This window comes from Arthrobacter sp. FW306-2-2C-D06B (assembly GCF_021789175.1).
In the GTDB taxonomy this organism is placed as follows: Bacteria; Actinomycetota; Actinomycetes; order Actinomycetales; family Micrococcaceae; genus Arthrobacter.
This window is the reverse complement of the sequence record NZ_CP084560.1, coordinates 1456285-1475725: the sequence shown is the minus strand read 5'-3', so window position 1 is coordinate 1475725 and position 19441 is coordinate 1456285. Positions and strand designations below refer to the sequence as shown.

General features: G+C 64.4%; 16 protein-coding genes. 1 reads left to right on the top strand and 15 read right to left on the bottom strand.

Going from position 1 to position 19441, the window contains the following annotated elements:
• Window positions 1-141 precede the first annotated feature (141 nt).
• The 6 genes from hutI to tdh form a co-directional block, all read right to left on the bottom strand.
• On the bottom strand, window positions 142-1365 hold the full coding sequence (gene hutI, locus LFT47_RS06925; protein WP_236816515.1) for an imidazolonepropionase: 1224 nt from the start codon (window positions 1363-1365) through the stop codon (window positions 142-144).
• An 11-nt stretch (window positions 1366-1376) separates the two neighbouring features.
• Window positions 1377-2489: an NAD(P)/FAD-dependent oxidoreductase gene (locus LFT47_RS06920; protein WP_236816513.1), complete on the bottom strand. Its 1113-nt coding sequence runs from the start codon at window positions 2487-2489 to the stop codon at window positions 1377-1379.
• Between the two features lie 68 nt (window positions 2490-2557).
• Window positions 2558-3028, bottom strand: coding sequence for a pyridoxamine 5'-phosphate oxidase family protein (locus LFT47_RS06915; RefSeq protein WP_236816511.1), 471 nt, complete (start codon window positions 3026-3028; stop codon window positions 2558-2560).
• 55 nt (window positions 3029-3083) lie between these two features.
• Window positions 3084-4484: a 6-phospho-beta-glucosidase gene (locus LFT47_RS06910; RefSeq protein WP_236816509.1), complete on the bottom strand. Its 1401-nt coding sequence runs from the start codon at window positions 4482-4484 to the stop codon at window positions 3084-3086.
• Window positions 4485-4490: 6 nt separating this feature from the next.
• On the bottom strand, window positions 4491-5699 hold the full coding sequence (locus LFT47_RS06905; protein ID WP_236816507.1) for a glycine C-acetyltransferase: 1209 nt from the start codon (window positions 5697-5699) through the stop codon (window positions 4491-4493).
• Window positions 5700-5758: 59 nt separating this feature from the next.
• Entirely contained in the window at window positions 5759-6805 is a 1047-nt protein-coding gene (gene tdh, locus LFT47_RS06900; protein ID WP_236816505.1) for an L-threonine 3-dehydrogenase, read from the bottom strand.
• Between the two features lie 115 nt (window positions 6806-6920).
• On the opposite strand from tdh, the gene LFT47_RS06895 reads away from it, so the two are divergent.
• Window positions 6921-7877: a LysR family transcriptional regulator gene (locus LFT47_RS06895; protein WP_236816503.1), complete on the top strand. Its 957-nt coding sequence runs from the start codon at window positions 6921-6923 to the stop codon at window positions 7875-7877.
• A 65-nt stretch (window positions 7878-7942) separates the two neighbouring features.
• Here LFT47_RS06895 and LFT47_RS06890 read toward each other — a convergent pair whose 3' ends face one another.
• The 9 genes from LFT47_RS06890 to gatA all read right to left on the bottom strand — a co-directional run bounded on the left by LFT47_RS06890 (window position 7943) and on the right by gatA (window position 19438).
• Complete coding sequence (locus tag LFT47_RS06890) at window positions 7943-9127, bottom strand: Gfo/Idh/MocA family protein (protein WP_236816494.1); 1185 nt, start codon at window positions 9125-9127, stop codon at window positions 7943-7945.
• A 10-nt stretch (window positions 9128-9137) separates the two neighbouring features.
• The gene (locus LFT47_RS06885; RefSeq protein WP_236816493.1) at window positions 9138-10859 is read right to left on the bottom strand and encodes a DUF4091 domain-containing protein; all 1722 of its coding nucleotides are present in this window, start codon (window positions 10857-10859) and stop codon (window positions 9138-9140) included.
• Window positions 10860-10898: 39 nt separating this feature from the next.
• Window positions 10899-11861, bottom strand: coding sequence for a carbohydrate ABC transporter permease (locus tag LFT47_RS06880; RefSeq protein ID WP_236816491.1), 963 nt, complete (start codon window positions 11859-11861; stop codon window positions 10899-10901).
• Window positions 11854-12804: a carbohydrate ABC transporter permease gene (locus tag LFT47_RS06875; protein ID WP_236816488.1), complete on the bottom strand. Its 951-nt coding sequence runs from the start codon at window positions 12802-12804 to the stop codon at window positions 11854-11856. The genes LFT47_RS06880 and LFT47_RS06875 overlap by 8 nt, the downstream gene beginning before the upstream one ends.
• On the bottom strand, window positions 12801-14123 hold the full coding sequence (locus tag LFT47_RS06870; protein ID WP_236816486.1) for an extracellular solute-binding protein: 1323 nt from the start codon (window positions 14121-14123) through the stop codon (window positions 12801-12803). The genes LFT47_RS06875 and LFT47_RS06870 overlap by 4 nt, the downstream gene beginning before the upstream one ends.
• Before the next feature lie 284 nt (window positions 14124-14407).
• A complete protein-coding gene (locus LFT47_RS06865) occupies window positions 14408-15412 on the bottom strand; it encodes a LacI family DNA-binding transcriptional regulator (protein ID WP_236816484.1) in 1005 nt (334 codons plus the stop codon).
• A gap of 82 nt (window positions 15413-15494) precedes the next feature.
• On the bottom strand, window positions 15495-16112 hold the full coding sequence (locus LFT47_RS06860) for a hypothetical protein (protein ID WP_236816482.1): 618 nt from the start codon (window positions 16110-16112) through the stop codon (window positions 15495-15497).
• Between the two features lie 246 nt (window positions 16113-16358).
• Complete coding sequence (gatB, locus tag LFT47_RS06855) at window positions 16359-17867, bottom strand: Asp-tRNA(Asn)/Glu-tRNA(Gln) amidotransferase subunit GatB (protein ID WP_236816480.1); 1509 nt, start codon at window positions 17865-17867, stop codon at window positions 16359-16361.
• Complete coding sequence (gene gatA / locus LFT47_RS06850; protein WP_236816478.1) at window positions 17867-19438, bottom strand: Asp-tRNA(Asn)/Glu-tRNA(Gln) amidotransferase subunit GatA; 1572 nt, start codon at window positions 19436-19438, stop codon at window positions 17867-17869. Before gatA ends, gatB begins: the two co-directional genes overlap by 1 nt.
• Window positions 19439-19441 lie beyond the last annotated feature (3 nt).

Below are 19441 nucleotides of genomic sequence, written 5' to 3'. Positions count from 1 at the left end.
ATTTGACGTTTTATGATCCATATAAACACTAAACGATCATATTCAATCGCACAAGGATCGCGGCGGCGCCTCGACGCGCCCAAAGAAAAAGCAGGGCCCCTCCATCTGGAGAGGCCCTGCCTTGTTGACTCGAGAGTGCCGCTAGACCGCGCGGACGCCCGCCCGCCACACCGCGAAAGTCAGCGGGATACCCGGCCGGTACGCGAGGTGCGTCGCCGACGGCGCCTTGAGCATGTGCAGGTCGGCGCGGTGCCCGACGGCGATCGAACCCACCGCCCGCTCGCCGTCGACGTCGTCGCCTGACTCCCTGCCCAGCGCCAGTGCACCGCCATACGTGGCTGCCCGGACGGCCTCGTGGACGCTCAGGCGCATCTGCAGCACTGCCGTGGTGACGCAGAAGGCGATGGAGCTCGTGTAGGAGGTGCCGGGATTGCAGTTCGCGGCCAAGGCGACCTGCACCCCGGCGTCGATCAATGCACGGCCCGGGGCGAGCGGCTGGCGGGTGGAAAGATCGCAAGCGGGCAGGCAGGTGGCAACCGTGCCGCGCGTGCCCGTTCCGGTAGAGGCATCCCAACCGCTCCAGGTTCCGGCGAGCGCTTCGATGTCAGCCGCTGAAAGGTAGTTGACGTGGTCGACGCTGGCCGCGCCGAACTCCACGGCCAGCCGCACACCAGGCCCCTCGCCCAATTGGTTGCCGTGGACACGCAGGCCCAGGCCCGCATCGCGGCACGCGGTCAGGACGCGGCGCGACTGTTCTTCGGTGAAAGCGCCGCGCTCGCAGAAAACATCGGCCCACTTGACGAACGGGCGGACGGCGTCGAGCATCGGACCGCAGACAAGGTCCGTGTATGCCTCGGCGTCTGCTCCGGCCGGAACCAAGTGCGCGCCGAGGTATGTGACTTCATCCACGGTCGCTGCCGCGATGCGTGCACTGCGCGCTTCGTTCTCGAGGTCCAGTCCGTAGCCTGTCTTGCTCTCGAGATAGGTGGTGCCCTGGGAGACGGCTTCGGCCACGCGCCCGGCAGCAAGCCGGGTCAGTTCCTCGTCGCTCGCGGCCCGGGTGGCGCCCGTGGTGACAGCGATCCCGCCGGCGCTGTAGCTCTGGCCGGCCATCCTGGCCTCGAATTCGGCGGTGCGGTCACCGGCGAAAATCAGGTGCGAGTGCGAGTCCACCCATCCCGGGAGCACCGCGCGGCCTTCCGCGTCCACGTGCTCGTCAGCCGCGGGAGCCTCCGACGCCGGACCGATCCAGGAAATCCGCTCACCTTCGATCACCACGGCGGCGTCCGTGAGAACGCGATGCTCCGCGTCCTGGGTCATCAGTTCGCCGATGTTGCTGATCAGTGTGCTCGTCTGCCCGCTCATGAACCTATTGTTCATCGGCGGATCGACCAACGGGCCGCTGCCAGCTCCCTCGGTGTCCGGGATGCCGGACTGATGCCCGGTGCGGAGGCTGCGATCCCCGAACCCAGGATCTCCGCGGCCGCAAGTTCGGCGATGGCGGACGAGGTCTGGAAACCGTAACCGCCCTGGCCCGCAAGCCAGAAGAAGCCGGGAGCCTCGGCGTCGAAACCCACCACCGGAACCCCGTCGGCAGCTTCAGTGCGCAGCCCGGTCCAGGCTTTGGCCACGGAACGGATGCCCAGGGACGTTATTGAATTCAGCCGGGCCACAAGCTCTTCCACGTCGCCGGGCCGCGGCTGTGAGTCTTCAGGTCCGCTCGGCACCGTCTCCGAAGGCGAAATGAGCACTTGCTCCCCCTCGCGCCTGAAGTAGAAGGAATCATCCGCTGCCGCGACCATCGGGGTGCCTGGCGCAAGCGGGCGTTCGACGTCGACGATTGCCGCCGTGCGCCGGAACGGCTGCAAGCCCAGCTTTTCCACGCCGCTGAGGACCGCGAGTTCGTCCGCCCAGGCACCTGCTGCGTTGACGACGACGGCGGACTGGAAACCTTCCAGCCCGGCGCCCAATTGCCAGCCGGAACCGAGCCGTTGGGCAGAATGGACCCGGGCTCCGGTGATGATATCCACTCCCCCGGCCTCGGCGCGTCGGCGGTGGTCTTCCAACAGCACGGGCGCATTACAGGCGAACGAGCCCGTGTCCAGGCCTGCGGCCGTGAAGGATCCGGGATTCAGCGCCGGGCACAGCTCAAGGGCTTCGGCGTGCGTGATGGGGTGCATGTGCCCGCTGGCTTCTGCTTTGACCGTGGCTTCGTCGCCCACCAACATGAACGAGCGCGGTTCCAGCACCGGTACCGGCAACGCTGCATCGCGGGCTGCCATCAGCTCCAGCGTGCGGACGGTGAGTTCCTGTACGACGGCGGGTCCGTAGCTTGGGATAAGCTGCCGGGCTGAGCGGGAGGACGTGTGGTAGGCGAGTGTCTGTTCGGCTTCCACAAGGGCTACCGCACACTGGCCTGCCAGCGCTGACGCCAGGGACAACCCGGCGATGCCTCCACCGACAATTACCACATCATAATTCGCAGCCATGCCCCCATCCTGTCAGCGCATACGCCCAGATGCGAGTGGCGCTCGGCGCCGACCGGGGCCGGCGCCGCCTATTCCGACGCGGACGGCTTGATGCCGCTGTAGGGGGTCCACCATGTGAGCGGTTCCGTGACGGTGAAGCGCCGCCCGGAGATCGAATCCGCGGGAACCCGCACGAAATGGTCCTTCTTGCCGGATTCCCAAGGAAACAGGGGCAGCGAGAACGAGGTGATGACGTCGTCGAGCTGTTTGATGGGCGCCGCTTTGCCATGGAGCACGACGCTCCATGCGACGCCGGTGTCCGGGTCGACGCCGTCCACCTCCATGGCCACCGGGAACTCGCCCAGAGCCGCGGCGAGCTTTGTGCCCGCTCCCGTCCTGAAGACAACTGTCCCCTGGTCGACGGTGTAGTTGATCGGAAAAATGTCAGGGTGGTCTCCAAGCCACACGGCCAGCCTTCCGACGGACACGCCCCTCAGGAGATTCCAGCATTGCTGCGAATCCAACACCTCGGTTACACGTTGTGCTGCATCTTTGTCCATGCTGCAGATACTAGGCCTCCGATCCCCCTTGGGACAGGGCTCCCGTGAAGGGGACCTAGCGCAGGTACTGGAGCTCCTTGAAATGGCCGATGTAGTCATCCAGGAGCGCTTCTGCCACCCTGACCGAGTCCACGAGCGGGTTCATGGCCATCGCCTTGTAGGCAGAGCGCCGGGAACCCGTGAGCGCAGCGTCAATCGTGGCGCGTTCCACCGCTTTGGCGTTGACGACGAGCCCGCGCGCGTAGTCCGGAAGGGCCTTGGCCGGGAGCAAGCGGGCTCCGCCTGCGTCCACGAGGCAGGGCGCCTCGATGACGGCGTCGGCGTCGAGTTCTGCCAGGGTGCCGTTATTGGGGAGGTTCAGGATGAGTCCGGCCGTTTCGCCCTGGCTGATGGCACGCATGATCGCCAAGGCTACGGCCTCGTAGCCGCCGGATACCAGATCCTCGGCTTGGCGTTCGAACGTACCGGCTGCGTCCCTGTTGCTTTGCATGTACGTCTCTTCGCGATCGAGCTTGGTCTTTTCCCAGAGCCTGAGGGCCGATTTCGACGACGGGACACCCTGGGCGGGCCACGCACCGCCGTCGTTCGCTTCCGCCAGCCCGCTGTAGAAGGACGACTGCTGCCTCGCCAAATAGGCGCCGCGGGTGGTTTCGGCGCGCCGGTCGGCGTCGAGCGCTTCCCGCCTGAAGTAGTAGTAATGCAGATACTCGTTGGGAACCGCGGCGAGGGCTTTGATCCACGAAGCGCCGAACAGCCGGCCCTCTTCAAACGATTCGATGGCGCCGTCGTCGGCGAGGAGCCGCGGCAGGACGTCTTCACCGTCGACGACCAGCCCGCGTAGCCAGCCCAGGTGGTTCAGGCCGATGTAGTCGATCTGCACGGTACCGTCCCGAAAGGCTGCCGCTCCGCGGTGGATTCCGGCTGCGAGCAGGCATCTCCTGGCCAGTCCCACCGGCGAATCGCAGATCCCCACCACCTTGTTGCCGAGGACCCGCGTCATGACCTCGGTGATGACCCCGGCCGGGTTGGTGAAGTTGATGAACCAGGCGTGCGGAGCATGTTTCTTCACGGCTTCGGCGATGTCTAGGACCACGGGAATGGTCCGCAGGGCATAGGAAATCCCGCCGGCGCCAACGGTCTCCTGCCCGATAACCCCATGCTCCAGGGCAATGCGTTCATCGGCGGCGCGCCCGTCGAGTCCGCCCACCCTGATCGCAGAGAAGATGAAGTCGGTGCCGGGCAAGGCCTCGGAGAGCTCCGTGAACATCCCCACTGAGGGTGCGCCGGGCACCCCTTCGGCCATGTCGGCGAGGACCCTCGCCACCACGCCCAGGCGCGCGGGGTCGGCGTCGAACAGCCTGAGTTCGGTGACCCGGCCGGGCCCGTGGTCAGACAGCAGTGCTGAATAGACCAGGGGTACCCGGAATCCCCCGCCGCCCAGGATGGTGAGGATCATGGGAACTCAGAGCCCCGCGGCGGCGCGGCTCTTCACGAAGGCCTCGACACACGCCTCGACGTCCTCGGAGCTGTGTGCGGCCGAGAGCTGCACGCGGATCCGGGCAGCTCCCTTGGGCACCACGGGGTAGCTGAATGCCGTGACGAACACTCCGTGGTGGAGCATTTCGTCGGCGACCTTCGCGGCCGCCACGGCGTCGCCGAACATCACTGGAATGATGGCGTGCTCGCCGTCGAGCAGTTCGAAGCCTTCCTCACTCATGCGGCGGCGGAACAAGGCGGCGTTCTCGAAGAGCCTGGAACGGAGCTCGCCCGAACCCTGGACCAGCTCAATGGCCTTGATGGTGGCTGCGACTATTGCCGGAGCCAGGGAGTTGGAGAACAGGTACGGGCGCGCCTTCTGACGCAGCATGGCGACGATTTCGCTGCGGCCGGAGACGTAGCCGCCGGAGGCGCCTCCAAGGGCCTTGCCGAACGTACCCGTGTAGATGTCGATCCTGTCGGAAACACCCGCGTGTTCCGGGGTTCCGGCGCCGGTGGCTCCCATGAAGCCGACGGCGTGGGAATCGTCCACCATGACCAGCGCGTCGTGCTTTTCCGCGAGATCGCAGATCGCCTCGAGCGGAGCAAGGTAGCCGTCCATGGAGAAGACGCCGTCCGTCACGATGATCTTGCGCCGGGCCGGCGCCTCGCCGGTCGAGGCCTCGATCAGCTTGGCTTCGAGGTCAGCCATGTCCTGGTTGGCGTAGCGGAAGCGCTTGGCCTTGCTGAGCCGGATGCCATCGATGATGGAGGCGTGGTTCAGGGAATCGGAGATGATGGCGTCCTCGGCCCCGAACAGGGACTCGAAGACACCGCCGTTGGCGTCGAAGCAGCTGGAGAAGAGGATGGTGTCTTCGGTTCCGAGGAACTGTGAGACACGCGCCTCGAGTTCGAGGTGCAGGTCCTGGGTGCCGCAGATGAAGCGGACGGATGCCATGCCGAAGCCGCGCTCGTCCATGGCGGACTTGGCTGCGGCGATGATGTCCGGGTGGTCTGCCAGGCCAAGGTAGTTGTTGGCGCAGAAGTTCAGGACGGTGTTCGCCGGCTGGCCGAGCTGGCCCGCGGCGATGTGGCTGGCCTGCGGCGAGTCAATGTGGCGTTCGGTTTTGAAGAGGCCCGCGGTTCGGATCTCTTCAAGTTCGCCCTGCAGCTGGTCTTTGATGCTTGAGTACATGGTGGCTCCTGGTGCTGGGGTCTCTGGTACTGGGGTCTTGGGGAGGACTTTACGGTGTCTTAGATTTCGGTCCAGTCGAGGACAACCTTGCCGCCGGTGCCGGCGCGGGCGATTTCGAAGCCCTTTTCCCAGTCGGTGGCGGACAGCTTATCCGTGACGACGGCGGAAATGTGGCCGTGCAGTACGGGGTTTGAGGACAGCATGGCGCTCATGGCGTACCAGGTTTCGTACATCTCGCGGCCGTAGATGCCCTTGAGGGTCAGCATGTGTGTGACCACTTTGCCCCAGTCGATGTCAATGGACTGGCTGGGCAAGCCAAGCATGGCGATGCGTCCGCCGTGGTTCATGTTGTTGATCATCTCAGGCAGTGCCGTGGGATGCCCGGACATTTCCAGGCCGATGTCGAATCCTTCGCGCATGCCGAGCTCGAGCTGGGCATCCTTGACGCGCATCTTCGAGACATCAACGGCGAGGTCCACGCCCATCTTCCGGGCGAGTTCAAGGCGGGGCGCGGAGACGTCCGTGATGGCGATCTTGCGGGCACCGGCATGGCGCGCGACGGCGATTGCCATGAGTCCGATGGGGCCGGCACCTGTGATGAGCACATCCTCACCGACGAGGGGGAAGCTCAGTGCGGTGTGGACGGCGTTGCCGAAGGGGTCGAAGATGGCGCCGAGCTCAGGAGTGATGGAAGGATCCTGGTGGACCCAGACGTTGGTCTCCGGGATGACAACATATTCCGCGAAAGCACCATCGCGCTGCACGCCCACGGATACCGTGTGGATGCACATCTGGCGGCGGCCTGCACGGCAATTGCGGCAGATTCCGCAGACCACGTGGCCCTCGCCGGAGACACGGTCGCCGACCTTGACGTCCCGGACATCCTCGCCGACGGAGACAACTTCCCCGTAGAACTCGTGCCCCGCGATCAACGGAGTCTCGATGATGCCCTGCGCCCACGCGTCCCAGGACTGGATGTGCAGGTCCGTTCCGCAGATACCGGTGGTCATGACGCGGATCTTGACGTCGCTGGGACCTGCCTCCGGCTCGGGCCGTTCGACGAGTTCAAAACCAGCGTGGGGACCGGACTTGTAGAGAGCCTTCATGGGTCTTCCTAACTCAAGGGACTGGGCCGTTTGTGTGCCGTTTCACTTCATTGAAACCCCACGGACGGTTTAGCACAACTAGGTTTTTCTCAATCAACGATTTAGCATTTGCTAAATGGAAGTACATCAGCTCCAAATGCTCAGGGAACTAGGAGATCTCGGCAGTGTCAAGGCCGTGGCCGAGACCCTCATGGTCACTCCCTCGGCTGTCTCCCAGCAGCTCGCCCTCCTCCAGAAGTCGGTGGACGTGCCGTTGACCCGCAAGGAAGGCCGCGCCCTGGTGCTCACCGACGCGGGCCGGGTCCTCGCCGACGCCGGAGCCGCCGTCGTGAATGCGCTCGCCGACGCCCGGGCCGCCATCGGCGCGTACCACGACTCACCGGGCTCCACCGTGACCGTGAGCGCCTTCCACAGCGCGGGTCAGGCTTTGTTCGCTCCGCTCGCGGCCTTGCTGACCTCCGCGCGCAACGCGGGTCCGGAAAACAGCGTTCCCCGCGTGAAGCTCGCCGACGAAGACGTTGCCCAGGAAGACTTTCCGGGCCTGGCCGCGCGCTATGACCTTGTGCTGGCGCACCGGATGGAGCACAGCCCCGGCTGGCCCACCGACAAGGTCGCCGTGATCCCGCTCGCCGACGAACCGCTCGACGTTGCGTTGCCCGCCGGGCACCCGCTCGCGGCGCGACGCGAACTCAGGCCGGCCGACGTCGTCGGGCAGCCCTGGGTGACCAGCCGCGCCGGCTACTCCCCCGCGGACGTGCTGGCCGCCGTCGTCGCCGTCAGCGGGCGCCCGGCGGATGTCCTGCACCGCATCAACGACTACTCCACCGTGGCCTCCCTCGTGGCCGACGGCGGCGCGATCGGCCTGCTCCCACGTTTCACCGCCCAGCGGGTACTGGACGCGGGCGTGGTGCTGCGACCGCTGGCAGGGGTGAATTCCGTGCGCAAGATCGACATCCTGGCGCGGCCGGAAACCCTGAAACGGAAATCGGTCATGACGGTCTGCGAAGCGCTGCAGACCGTCATGACCGAACTCGCCGGGGGCACCTCACCTGGCGCCTCCCAACCCAACTGACTCGCATTTGTTGTCGTTATGGGGCCTCAAAACGACAACAAATGCGAGTCAGTTGGGCGCGGCCTCTAGAGTTCCCGGACCCGGGCCGGCTGGCCTGCGTTGAAGTACTCCACGAGGTCTTCTGGCAACGCCGGAACTTCGCGGGCGCAACCGTCGCCGCGGAGGGACTCGGTGGCAAGCACTCCGGCGGCCACGGCCTCCCGGGCCGCGATCGGCGAAGTCGCCGTGGTTCCCCCGTCCTTGGCGAAGCGCAGGAACTCAGCTATGAGCAAGGGGTCCGCACCGCCATGGCCGCCTTCTCCGTCGCGGATCTCCACCTTCTGGTCGGGCTCGGCGAAGCCGGAGGTTGTCCGGGTGGTCCATACATAGATCTGGTCGCCGGCCCCGTCACCGAAGTTCTCGATCCTGCCCTTGGTGCCGATCACCGTGTAGTTCCGCCAATAGTCCGGGGTGAAATGGCACTGCTGGTACGAGGCGAGCACCCCGTTGTCCAGGACCATGTTCATCATCGAGATGTCCTCGACGTCGATCGTCTCGGCGAGGTCCGTCTGTTCGGTGGGGGGCCAATTGTCCACGGAGAACCAATCACCCATCCGGCGCGCCGTGTTGTCCCGGCGGGAAGCGACGCCCCCATAAACGGCCAACTCGCCGATCGCCTGCACCTTGGCGCTGTACCCGCCGGCGAGCCAGTGGATGACGTCGATATCGTGCGCGCCCTTTTGCAGCAGCAGCCCCGTGGTGTTGGCACGCTGGGCGTGCCAGTCCTTGAAATAGTAGTCGCCGCCGTTCCCCACGAAGTGCCTGCACCAGACTGCCTTGACGTCTCCGATGGTCCCGGCCTGGATGATCTCGCGCATCTGCACCACCACCGGCATATGCCGCATGTTGTGGCCCACGTAGAGGCGCGTTCCGGTGTCGAAGGCCGTCTGGAGGATAAGGTCGGCCGCCTCCAGCGTGACGTCAAGCGGTTTCTCGCAGAAAGTCGGGATGCCCGCTTTCAGAGTCCGGACGGCGACGGCGGCGTGCTGGCTGTCGGGAGTCAGGACCAGGACCGCGTCCAGGCCGGAGTCCAACAGGACGTCCAGATCGTCGGTGATGACCGCCGTCGGGATCTTCTCGGCCGCATCCGCCCTGCCGCGCTCGCCCAGGTCGCACACGACCGTGACTTCCGAACCGTGGCCGGGCTTGTGCGCGTGGCGCCACAGCGACGACCGCAAGCCGAATCCGACGATGCCTACTTTGAGGTCCATGAGTACTTTCCTAACTTGATACGTTGATGCGCTGGCGCGTTTGACCCACGCGCTGCGCGATTCCCTGGTTGACCAGCTCGCGGACCCTTCGGTAATGAAGGGGGTCGTAGCTGAAGCTATCCATGGCGAGGCTCCCGCCCGAGCCGTTCGAATCGATGAGGGCCAGTACCTCCTCGCGACCGGCCAGCGTGGCCAGGAGCGAGAGTGCCCGATGGTCCCACATGGCCTGGGCGAACACCTTGTAACGGATCGACTCCCACGGCACCCCATCCGGTCCCGGGTAGACCATGAAGGCGTCGCCGCCCGGAAAAGCCCCTCCGGCACAGGTGTCCTTGAACGGGTCGACGGGCGCCAGCGAGTGGGCTGTGTTGTAGAAGTTGAATCCCCAATGCAGGAAGCCCGCACATGCCAGGGCGAAGAGCTGGTGGCCCAACACCCGGTTCCGCACTGAAGGCATGGAAATGAACCTGTTGGCGACGCCGGTGTCCTGCGCGACGCAGTAATAGACCCACAGATCCTTCACGCCCGCCGCCAGGAACGGCGCCAGGGCATCGCTTGCCACCACCGGTGTCGGCACTGCTCCGCTGCGGTAGAACTCAAAGTCGCTCAGGGCGTCAACCACCGTCAGCCCGTGCAGGAGATCCGCGACGACGTCCTTTGCCTGCTGGTACCCCGCCAGGGCTTCGGCACCCTCGGGTTCATCGGAAATATGGAAAATGACCCGGTCAAGAGACCAGTGCTCTGCCAGGAAGGAACGCAGTGCGGGCAGCAGTTCGGCCATCAGCTCCCGGTAAGACGGCGACGTCGACGGCACGTCCCAGCCAAAGCGCCGTTCCAGGCCTTCCGCGGTTTCGACATAGATCGCCGGCGTCGCCTTGGCACCCCATTGCGTAAACAAGTGGGCGATTTCCACGTACTGGATGCCGTGTTTGACACAAAGTCCCACCCAGCGCCGCAGCTTGCTGAAATCAAAGCGGTAGCCGGAGTCTTCGCGGATCCCGATCAGTTGGGTGGGCAGCCGCGTTCCCCCGACGGCTGTGTCCAACGGAGGCGTCCACGTCGGTGTCAGGAGCGAGTTGGCTCCCATCCTTGCCGCAGACCCCATGAAGGCGTCGATGATCGACCAATGCTCCTCGCTGAACACGCCGACGCCGTAATGGCTCGCCAAGCCGTCGCAGTGGAACCAGTGGGCGTTCACGATGTCCAGTTCCGGGGCTTGAGCCGCGAGGACCGTGACGTCGATAGTGGTGCCGAAGATCACGCGGCCCTCCGCGTCCCGTACCGAGATCCCGAATTCGTGATCGCCCGCATTCTCGGCGGATGGCACCACGAGGTCGATCCATGCAGCCGTCCATTGCCCGTAGAGGGGCTGGATCAGACCATCCGGGGCAGGCCGCAGAAGGTCGGGATACAAACCGGGAGCGTCCCGGTCATAGCCATCGTCATGCTGCGGGAATGCCGCCAAGGAACAAGGCACCAGCTCAACCTGTGAAATGGAGGCAAACGCTGCCGCCGGACCATCGATTGCAACTTCCAACGGCCCCGACAGCCGAAAGTCGTGTTTCATGGGCGGCCGGAGAGCCACCTGGATCGACGCGGTCTCACCGGGGAAAACGGACATCGGGATGGTCCTGTCGAACGGCCTTGGTGGAGCGTCCGGGTAGACCTTTTCCAGGGAGTCCGCCAGCACGAACGACCAGCCGTCCTGCTGGACCGGGTTCTGTTCCGTCAAGGGCTGCGATCCTTTCCTACGTGGGTGTCCACTTGGTTCTTACTTGAGTCCGGAGCGGCCGATGCCTGCCATGACACGCTTCTGCATGAGCAGGAACATGATCAGGATTGGCGCCATGGCCATGAGCGATGCCGCCATGAGGATCGGGTAATTGTTGGCGTGTTCACCCTGGAGGTTCGAAAGCCCGACGCTCAACGGTGCGGCGTTCGCCGTCGACGTCACCACCAAAGGCCACAAGAGGTCATTCCAGGACCACAGCACGGTAATGATGACCAGTGCCCACAAGCCGTTTGCCGCGAGGGGCAGCATGACCCGGAAGAAGATCTGGAACGGATTGGCACCATCGAGCCGTGCCGCGTCTTCGAGTTCGTCCGGGAGCCCCATGAAGAACTGGCGCATCAGGAACAGGCCGAAGGCGCTGAAGATGCCCGGAGCCACGATGCCGGCGATGCTGTTCAGCCAACCCAGGTTCTGGATGATCTGGTACTGCGGGATCAGGAACAACTGCGACGGCACCATGATGATCGACAAGACAATGGCCAGTATTGGCCCTTTGAACCGGAACTGCATCCGCGCGAAGGCATAGCCCGCCATGGAGCAGAGGAGCACCTGGCCGATCACCCTGATGACGGTGATCGCGACCGTCACCCAAAGCTGTGAACCGAAGTTCATGGACGTGAAGACATCCGCGAAGTTATGCCACTGGACAATGCCGGGCCACAGGGTGGGTGGCGTGCTCTGGACTTCGGCGTTCGTCGAAAGCGACATGACGATCTGGTACAGGAGGGGCGAGATCATGGCCAACCCGCCAATGCTCAGCACACAATGTGCCAGGACGTTCGAGCCTTGCTTGCCTCCTTTGGTGCCTTTGGTGCCGCGGCCTGTGCCCTCCCGGACCGAGGGTCCCGAGGGTTTGCCTCCAGCGTGAGATGGGCTGGTTTCAGCCGCTCCGATCCGTCGCGATTCGACACCGCTTTTTGTGGAGAGCATCGATTCAGACATAGTTGACCCACCTCTTCTGGATACGGAATTGGAAAGCGGTCAGAAGAGCGATGATGACCAGGATCAGGATGCCGATGGCTGCCGCATAGCCCTTGTCGTTCTGCAGGAAGGCCTGGTTGTAGAAGATGTACACGAGGCTTTGCGTCTGCGGCATGGCCAGGTTCGCTTTCCCCATCATCACGTACAGCAAATCGAACAGCTGGAAGCCGCTGATCACGGTGACGATCGTGACAAAGAAGATGCTGGGAGTCAGCAGCGGAACGGTAATACTGAAGAATTGGCGGACCCGGCTGGCCCCGTCCATTTCCGCGGCTTCGAAGAGCTCCCTGGGGATCTCGCGCAGTCCCGCGCTGATGATGATGAGGTTGAATCCCAGCGACATCCAAAGCCCCACGGTAGCCACGGCAAGGAGTGCAAACCCCGGAGTCGATGTCCAGTAAGGCCCCTGGATCCCGAACAAGCCCAGGAACCAGTTGATGGGTCCGAAGTCACCGTTGTAGATCAGCCTCCACACGATCCCGACGGCGGCCGGCATGGTGATGTAGGGAATGAAGTACAGCGTCCGGTACAGGGCTGCGAAGCGCAGGCCGGGACGCTCGATCAAGGACGCGAGAACGACCGCGATGGGAATCCCCAGCAGCACGACGACCGTATAGATCAGCGTGTTGAAGATCGACTGCGGAATAGTGGAATCCGCGAACATCCGAACGTAGTTGTCCAGGCCGATGAACTTGGTTCCGCCGAAGACTCCCCACTTTGTGAAGCTGTAGTAGAACGTCTGGACGATCGGCCAAAGGTAGAAAACGCCGATGCCCGCAACGGTAGGCACCACGAACAACCATGGCCACCAGCCATCCGACTTGGATTTTCCTTTGCGGCGATCCCCTGTTGCTTCGGCGGCACGGCCGCTCTTGGAAGCCGGCGTCAGGGTCCGGGCTTTCATGATTCTTTGGCCAGCGCGGCATTCATCTGGCTGGCAAGGTCCTTGGCAACATCCGCAACCGGCTTGGTCCCGGCGAACGCCTGCGGCAGCAAGGTGTTCTCGAGTTCGTTCCAGGCGGCCGTGTTTGCCGACGCCGGGTAGGGCGAAGCATCCTTGGCCAGCTCAAGGAAAACGCTGAGGTCAACAGAGGGAACAGACTTGACCCAGGCATCCTGCGTGCCGTTGAAGGCCGGAATGACGGTTCCGGTTTCTGCCTGGATCCTGGCGGCATCCTGGGTTCCCAGGAAGGCCACGAAGGCCTGCGCAGCGGCCGGGTTCTTCGCATTGGCGGGAATCACGTTGGCGAGTCCGTGGATCACGCTCTGGTTGCTCTTCGGCCCCTTCGGGAGGTTGGCAATGCCCAGATCGTCACCGAGGGCCTTTTGGGCGGGCCCGACGGTCCAGGAGCCGTCCATGGTCATAGCCAATTTCCTGGACGTAAACATGTCGCTCGAAGAGGTATCCGTCAACTGCTGCATCGAGGGAGATACGCCGGATTCGATGAGGTCCCGCCAGAACTGGAGGCCGGCGATTGAGCCGGCGGAGTCGTATCCGGACTTCTTGCCGTCAGTCGAGATGATGGTCCCGCCGGCTTCGATCATGGTGTTGTAGTAGCTGGTCTGGCCGCCTGTGAGGTCACCGGCATACCCGTAGACGCCCTTGCCCTGATAGAACTTGGACAGCTTGGCACCGGCGGATTTCACGTCGTCCCACGTCCAGTAGGACGTCGGCTCGGACACCCCGGCTTCCTTGAAGAGGGCCTTGTTGTAGAAGAGTGCGCTGGTATCGAAGTCCTTGGGAACCCCGTAGAACGCACCGTTGACGGTGTATAGATCGACCAACGCCTTGGGGTAATTGGCTGTATCCACCGCCTTGCCGGACACCAGGCCGTCCAAGGGCATCAGCTGGTTGTTTTGCGCATAAAGCTTGATATGCGGGCCATTCATCCAGAAAACGTCCGGCAGGGTGTTGCTGCTTGCCTGGGTCTGGATCTTCGTCCAGTAGGCCGAACCCTTCGACGGCGTGACGTCGATGGTGACTTTGATGTTCGGGTATTGCTTGTTGAATTCGGTCACGATCTTCTGCATCGCGGGCTTTTGCGCCGCGTCCCAGATGGCGTAACTCAGCTCGGCGCTCAGGTCCTTGGCGGGAGCAGCGTAGGCGGCCTTGGCTGCGCTACCCCCGGCGGCACTGTTCCCGCCGCAGGCGGCGAGCGAAACGACGGCGGCACCGGCAGCCGCAAAGGAAAGGAATGACCTGCGGGTCACGTTGTGGTTCATAAGAATTCTCCGATGTCTTGGACAGAAGACCGACGGTCCTTCGGGGGCGGGCCCGCATTCGGCGAACAGCCAACCCAACTGGTGTTGTGCAGTTGATCACATCATGTTAATCGTTTAAAGGCAAGATTCTGAGTGATCTTTTCTTAACTTTTATGGCTAGAAAACGTCATCAAAGTGCACGAAGGGCGGTTGCGCGATCATCGGGCACATCCCTCGACACGCTGCGGGGATATTCTCGGGCCCAGCCCGCGGGCTCAGGGTTCACACCGGCGGGGCGACGTGGTTCACACCGAGGGCGCTGAGTCCCTCACGATGAGCTTCCAGGGGAATTCCAGAATGCCGGCGGGTCCATCGGGATTCTCTGCCCGGTCGAGCAGGAACGCGGCCAGGCCGTCGAAAAAGCCCTCAGGACCAACGGTGGTCAACGACGGCGTCATGCGCTCGCCTTCGGTGGTGTTTCCGATACCGAGCACTTCAACGTCCTCGGGAATCCGGAGTTGCAGCCGCTGGGCCGCGTGGATGGCGGCTATCGCCGCGAAGTCCGTCGTCGCGTAGATCGCCGTCGGACGGTCCGGACGCTGCAGGAGCCGCAATGCCGCATCGAACGCACTGAGTCCGTCGCGGTCGTACGCCTCGACGTAGTCCTCCCGGTATTCCAAACCAGCCTTCGCGAGTCCACGCGTGTATGCGCCCAAGCGGATGTCGAGGGTGCTCGTCGAATGCGTCGAGGAGATCAGGCAACCCACCCGGCGGTGCCGTCCGGCGAGGTGATCCACTGCCTGATCGCACGACGAACCGGCCATGGGCCGCACGACGTCGAACCCTTCGGGTTCCATGGTGTCGCTGAAGACCACCAAGCGCTGCAGCCTCGCCGCCTGCGCCAGCAGTTCGGCATCCCCGGGCTCTTCGGCGCCGTCGATGAATGTCACGTCCGCGTTTTGGCGTTTGAGTGCCACCCGCCAGTCGGTATCGGCCAGGATCATGGGCGTAATGCCCCGTTGGGCGGCGGCCGTACCAACAGCGCGGCTGACATCCAATGCCCACGGATCAGAGATCATGGTGAGCGACAACATGAGCAGGTTCGTTCGGCCAGTGCGGATGGCCCTTGCCGACTGGTTGGGGCGATACCCGAGGGCCAGGGCCGCCTCTTGAACCCGCAGCACGGTAGCGGGGGCCACCCCGGACCCGCTCCTGCTGCCGTCTTTGCCACTCCTGCCAGACAGCACGTAAGACACAGTCGCCGTCGAAACTCCGGCTGCCGCCGCCACGGACTTGATCGTGGGGCGCATTCGTCTCCTTCTTGGCTAAGCCGCGGAACCACGGGCGTGGTTCGGCGGTAGTAGCATCATAGCCAGACGAGCGGGCGCAGGGTCAGGAAGAGACGCTCCCGTAGCCAAGCCGTCGTCCGCCATCATTGGACGCTGCGGGCAACGTACCGCCGACAATGCGTGTGGCCGTGACCGTGGTGCCGCTCTTCGTACCGGAGACTGCGACGGTGTCGCCCGCCTTCAGGTCGGTGGCCTTGATGGTTTGTGGCGATGGCCGCCGGCCTTGCGTACCAGTTCCGGAGGCGGGGAGCTTGACGATGGTGGTAGACGATGTGATCGCGTAGCTCTGCGTGAAACCGTCATCGCTCTTCACCGAAATGCTCGAATCGCTGACGGACTGCACGGTGCCCCGCTGCGTCACCAGGGTCGTGTAGCTGCCGTCGTTGTTCTTGACCGTGAACTCACCGTGGATCCCCGGGCCTCCGAGGCCGCGGGGAAGTACCGGGAACGGCCGGCCCTTGCCGGGCGACGGGGTAGCGGGCGAAGTAGCCCCGGGCGACGGCGAGGCAGGCGAAGTTGTACTCGTCGGCGTCGCGCTCACTACGTACGCGGGGACGATCTGGCCGGCGGCCCAGACTGCGGCCACACCACCGCCGGTCAATACGACGGCGATACCGCCGGCGATGAGGGCCTTGCGAAGCCCCGGAGTCATCGTGGACATGGCCGAATCCTCTCTCCGCTCCTCCCCGGTCCGGTAAGGGGCGGGCAGCAAAGAACTGATGACTCCATAATGATCGTCGAAGCTGTGTGACGGCTGTGGATCCAGACCCAACTAGTCCCCACCGCCTCCCTAACCTCGCTTCGCTCGGCCAGGGAACCCGGGCGGCGTGGGCCCCGCAGTTGTTGTCGTTTTGACGGCTCATAACGACAACAACTGCGACCTAGTTGGGTTTGGAGTCGGTGGGGACTAGCCTTCGACGCCGAGCCTCTCCAGGATCAGCTCCTTGACGCGGCCGGCGTCGGCCTGCCCACGGGTGGCCTTCATGACTCCGCCGACGATCGCTCCGATGGCCTGAAGCTTGCCGCTGCGGATCTTCTCCGCAACGTCGGGCTGGGCCGCAAGTGCGGCGTCGATCGCTTCCAGCAGGGGGCCGTCGTCGGACACAACGGCGAGGCCGCGCTTCTCGACGATCTCCGCCGGGGTGCCCTCGCCGGCGAGGACGCCGTCGAGCACCTGGGAAGCCATCTTGTTGTTGATCTTGCCGCCCTCGACGAGCTTGTTGAGCTCCACGATGGTTGCCGGCGTGACGCCGAGTTCGGAAGGATCGACGTCGGCCGTCTTGGCGCGTCCAACGATCTCGCCCATCCACCACTTGCGGGCCACGGAGGCGCTTGCACCGGCGGCGATGGTTTCCTCGATGGAGTCCATGACGCCGGCGTTCACGACGTCGCGGAACTCGAGGTCCGAATAGCCCCAGTCGGCCTGGAGCCGCTTGCGGCGGGCCGCGGGCGGTTCGGGCAGCGTCGCGCGGAGCTCTTCAACCCATTCACGGGACGCCAGGACCGGAACGAGGTCCGGCTCCGGGAAGTAGCGGTAGTCGTCGGCGTCCGACTTGGCCCGGCCCGACGTCGTCGTGCGCGTGTCCTCGTGCCAGTGGCGCGTTTCCTGGATGACCGGCTCGCCGGAATCCAAAACGGCGGCGTGGCGCTGGATTTCGTAACGGACGGCGTGCTCGACGGCGCGCAGCGAGTTCACGTTCTTCGTCTCGGATCGAATGCCGAAACGTTCGCGACCGTGCGGGCGCAGGGAGACGTTGGCATCGCAGCGGACGTTGCCGCGTTCCATCTTGGCGTCGGAAACGCCGAGGTTCTTGACGATTTCGCGCACCGCGGCAACGTAGGCCTTGGCGAGCTCGGGTGCCCGGCTGCCTGCGCCCTCGATCGGCTTGGTGACGATTTCCACGAGCGGAACACCGGAACGGTTGTAGTCCACCAACGAGTAGTCGGCACCCTGGATGCGGCCCGTAGCGCCACCCATGTGGGTCAGCTTGCCAGCGTCTTCTTCCATGTGTGCACGTTCGATCTCGACGCGGAACACGGTGCCGTCCGAGAGTTCGATGTCCAGGTATCCGTCGTACGCGATGGGTTCGTCGTACTGGGACGTCTGGAAGTTCTTCGGGGTGTCCGGGTAGAAGTAGTTCTTCCGGGCGAAGCGGCAGTACTCGGCGATCTTGCAGTTCAGTGCAAGGCCGATCTTGATGGAGGACTCCACCGCCGTCTTGTTCACCACGGGCAGGACGCCGGGCATGCCGAGGTCCACCTCGTTGACGTTGGTGTTCGGCTCGTCGCCGAAGACGTTCGGGGCGGAGGAGAACATCTTGGTCTTGGTGTTGAGCTCCACGTGGACCTCGAAGCCAAGGACCGGATCGTACTTCTCCATGGCCTCTTCGAAGCTGAGGATGGCGTCGGTAGACATCAGTTGGAACCTCCGGCGATGGTGGAGCTGGAACGGAGAACAGGGGCCTTCAGTACAGGCGCACGGTCCAGCAAGGGGCCGCCCCATTTCTCTTCGAGCAAGGATTCAAGGACAGCGCCCACGCGGTACAGTCGGGCGTCCTCGCGGGCAGGCGCCAGCAGCTGGATACCGACGGGCAAGCCGTCTTCGTCGGCCAGGCCGCCAGGCAGGGACAAGCCCGGGATACCGGCCATGTTCGCCGGGATGGTGGCGACGTCATTGAGGTACATGGCCAGCGGGTCGTCGAGCTTCTCCCCCAGCTTGAAGGCCGTGGTGGGAGCCGTCGGCGAGATCAGGACATCGGCCTGCGCGAACGCGGCCTCGAAGTCACGCTGGATGAGCGTGCGGACCTTCTGCGCCGAACCGTAGTAGGCGTCGTAGTAGCCGGCGCTCAGGGCGTAGGTGCCCAGGATGATGCGGCGCTTGACCTCATCGCCGAAACCGGCGGCGCGGGTAGCTGCCATGACGCGTTCGATCGTCATGGGGCCGTCCTCGGGCAGGACCCGCAAACCGTAGCGCACGCCGTCGAACTTGGCCAGGTTGCTGGAAACCTCGGACGGCATGATCAGGTAGTAGGCGCCTAGCGCGTACTTGAAGTTGGGGCAGGAAACCTCGACGATTTCCGCGCCGGCCTCCTTGAGCAGCTCAAGGGACTCGTTGAAACGGTTCTCGACGCCGGCCTGGTAGCCCTCGCCGTGGAGTTCCTTGATGATGCCGATCTTCATGCCCGTGACGTTGCCCGTCTTGGCTGCGGCAACGAGGGTGTCGAAGGGGTCCGTCAGCGAGGTGGAGTCGAAGGGGTCGTGTCCGCCGATGACTTCCTGCAGCAGGGCCGAGTCCAGCACGGTCCGCGAAACCGGGCCGATCTGGTCCAGCGAAGACGCCATGGCGATGGCGCCGTAGCGGGAAACCGCACCGTAGGTGGGCTTCATGCCGACAGTTCCAGTGACGGCGCCGGGCTGGCGGATGGATCCGCCGGTGTCCGTGCCGAGGGCCAGCGGAGCTTCGAAAGCTGCGACGGCGGCCGCGGAGCCACCGCCCGAGCCGCCAGGAATGCGGTCCAGGTCCCACGGGTTGCGGGTGGGGCCGTACGCCGAGTGTTCCGTGGAGGACCCCATGGCGAATTCGTCCAGGTTGGTCTTGCCAAGGATGGGCATCTTCGCTGCGCGTAGCTTCTTGATGACGGTGGCGTCATAGGGGCTGTGCCAGCCCTCGAGGATCTTGGAGCCGGCCGTAGTGGGCTGGCCAATCGTGACGATGAGGTCCTTGACGGCGATGGGCACGCCGGCCAGTTCGTGCAGCGCTTCGGCTTCGGCACCGCCGGCGGCGCGGATCGCGTCCACCTCGGCGGCGACGGCGAGCGCCTCTTCGGCGTTGACGTGCAGGAACGCGTTGACTTGCCCGTCAACGTCGGCAATCCGGTCCAAGTACGCCTGGGTGACCTCGACGGACGTGACCTCGCGCGCGGCCAGCTTGGCGGCCAACTGTGCGGCAGACAGGCGGATGAGTTCGGAGTTGTTCAATTCAGTCATTCG

Bases quoted from the DNA above. Each gene is read 5' to 3' on its own strand.
- hutI (WP_236816515.1), bottom strand. From the start codon at position 1,365: ATGAGCGGGCAGACGAGCACACTGATCAGCAACATCGGCGAACTGATG.
- LFT47_RS06920 (WP_236816513.1), bottom strand. From the start codon at position 2,489: ATGGCTGCGAATTATGATGTGGTAATTGTCGGTGGAGGCATCGCCGGG.
- LFT47_RS06915 (WP_236816511.1), bottom strand. From the start codon at position 3,028: ATGGACAAAGATGCAGCACAACGTGTAACCGAGGTGTTGGATTCGCAG.
- LFT47_RS06910 (WP_236816509.1), bottom strand. From the start codon at position 4,484: ATGATCCTCACCATCCTGGGCGGCGGGGGATTCCGGGTACCCCTGGTC.
- LFT47_RS06905 (WP_236816507.1), bottom strand. From the start codon at position 5,699: ATGTACTCAAGCATCAAAGACCAGCTGCAGGGCGAACTTGAAGAGATC.
- tdh (WP_236816505.1), bottom strand. From the start codon at position 6,805: ATGAAGGCTCTCTACAAGTCCGGTCCCCACGCTGGTTTTGAACTCGTC.
- LFT47_RS06895 (WP_236816503.1), top strand. From the start codon at position 6,921: ATGGAAGTACATCAGCTCCAAATGCTCAGGGAACTAGGAGATCTCGGC.
- LFT47_RS06890 (WP_236816494.1), bottom strand. From the start codon at position 9,127: ATGGACCTCAAAGTAGGCATCGTCGGATTCGGCTTGCGGTCGTCGCTG.
- LFT47_RS06880 (WP_236816491.1), bottom strand. From the start codon at position 11,861: ATGTCTGAATCGATGCTCTCCACAAAAAGCGGTGTCGAATCGCGACGG.
- LFT47_RS06875 (WP_236816488.1), bottom strand. From the start codon at position 12,804: ATGAAAGCCCGGACCCTGACGCCGGCTTCCAAGAGCGGCCGTGCCGCC.
- LFT47_RS06870 (WP_236816486.1), bottom strand. From the start codon at position 14,123: ATGAACCACAACGTGACCCGCAGGTCATTCCTTTCCTTTGCGGCTGCC.
- LFT47_RS06865 (WP_236816484.1), bottom strand. From the start codon at position 15,412: ATGCGCCCCACGATCAAGTCCGTGGCGGCGGCAGCCGGAGTTTCGACG.
- LFT47_RS06860 (WP_236816482.1), bottom strand. From the start codon at position 16,112: ATGTCCACGATGACTCCGGGGCTTCGCAAGGCCCTCATCGCCGGCGGT.
- gatB (WP_236816480.1), bottom strand. From the start codon at position 17,867: ATGTCTACCGACGCCATCCTCAGCTTCGAAGAGGCCATGGAGAAGTAC.
- gatA (WP_236816478.1), bottom strand. From the start codon at position 19,438: ATGACTGAATTGAACAACTCCGAACTCATCCGCCTGTCTGCCGCACAG.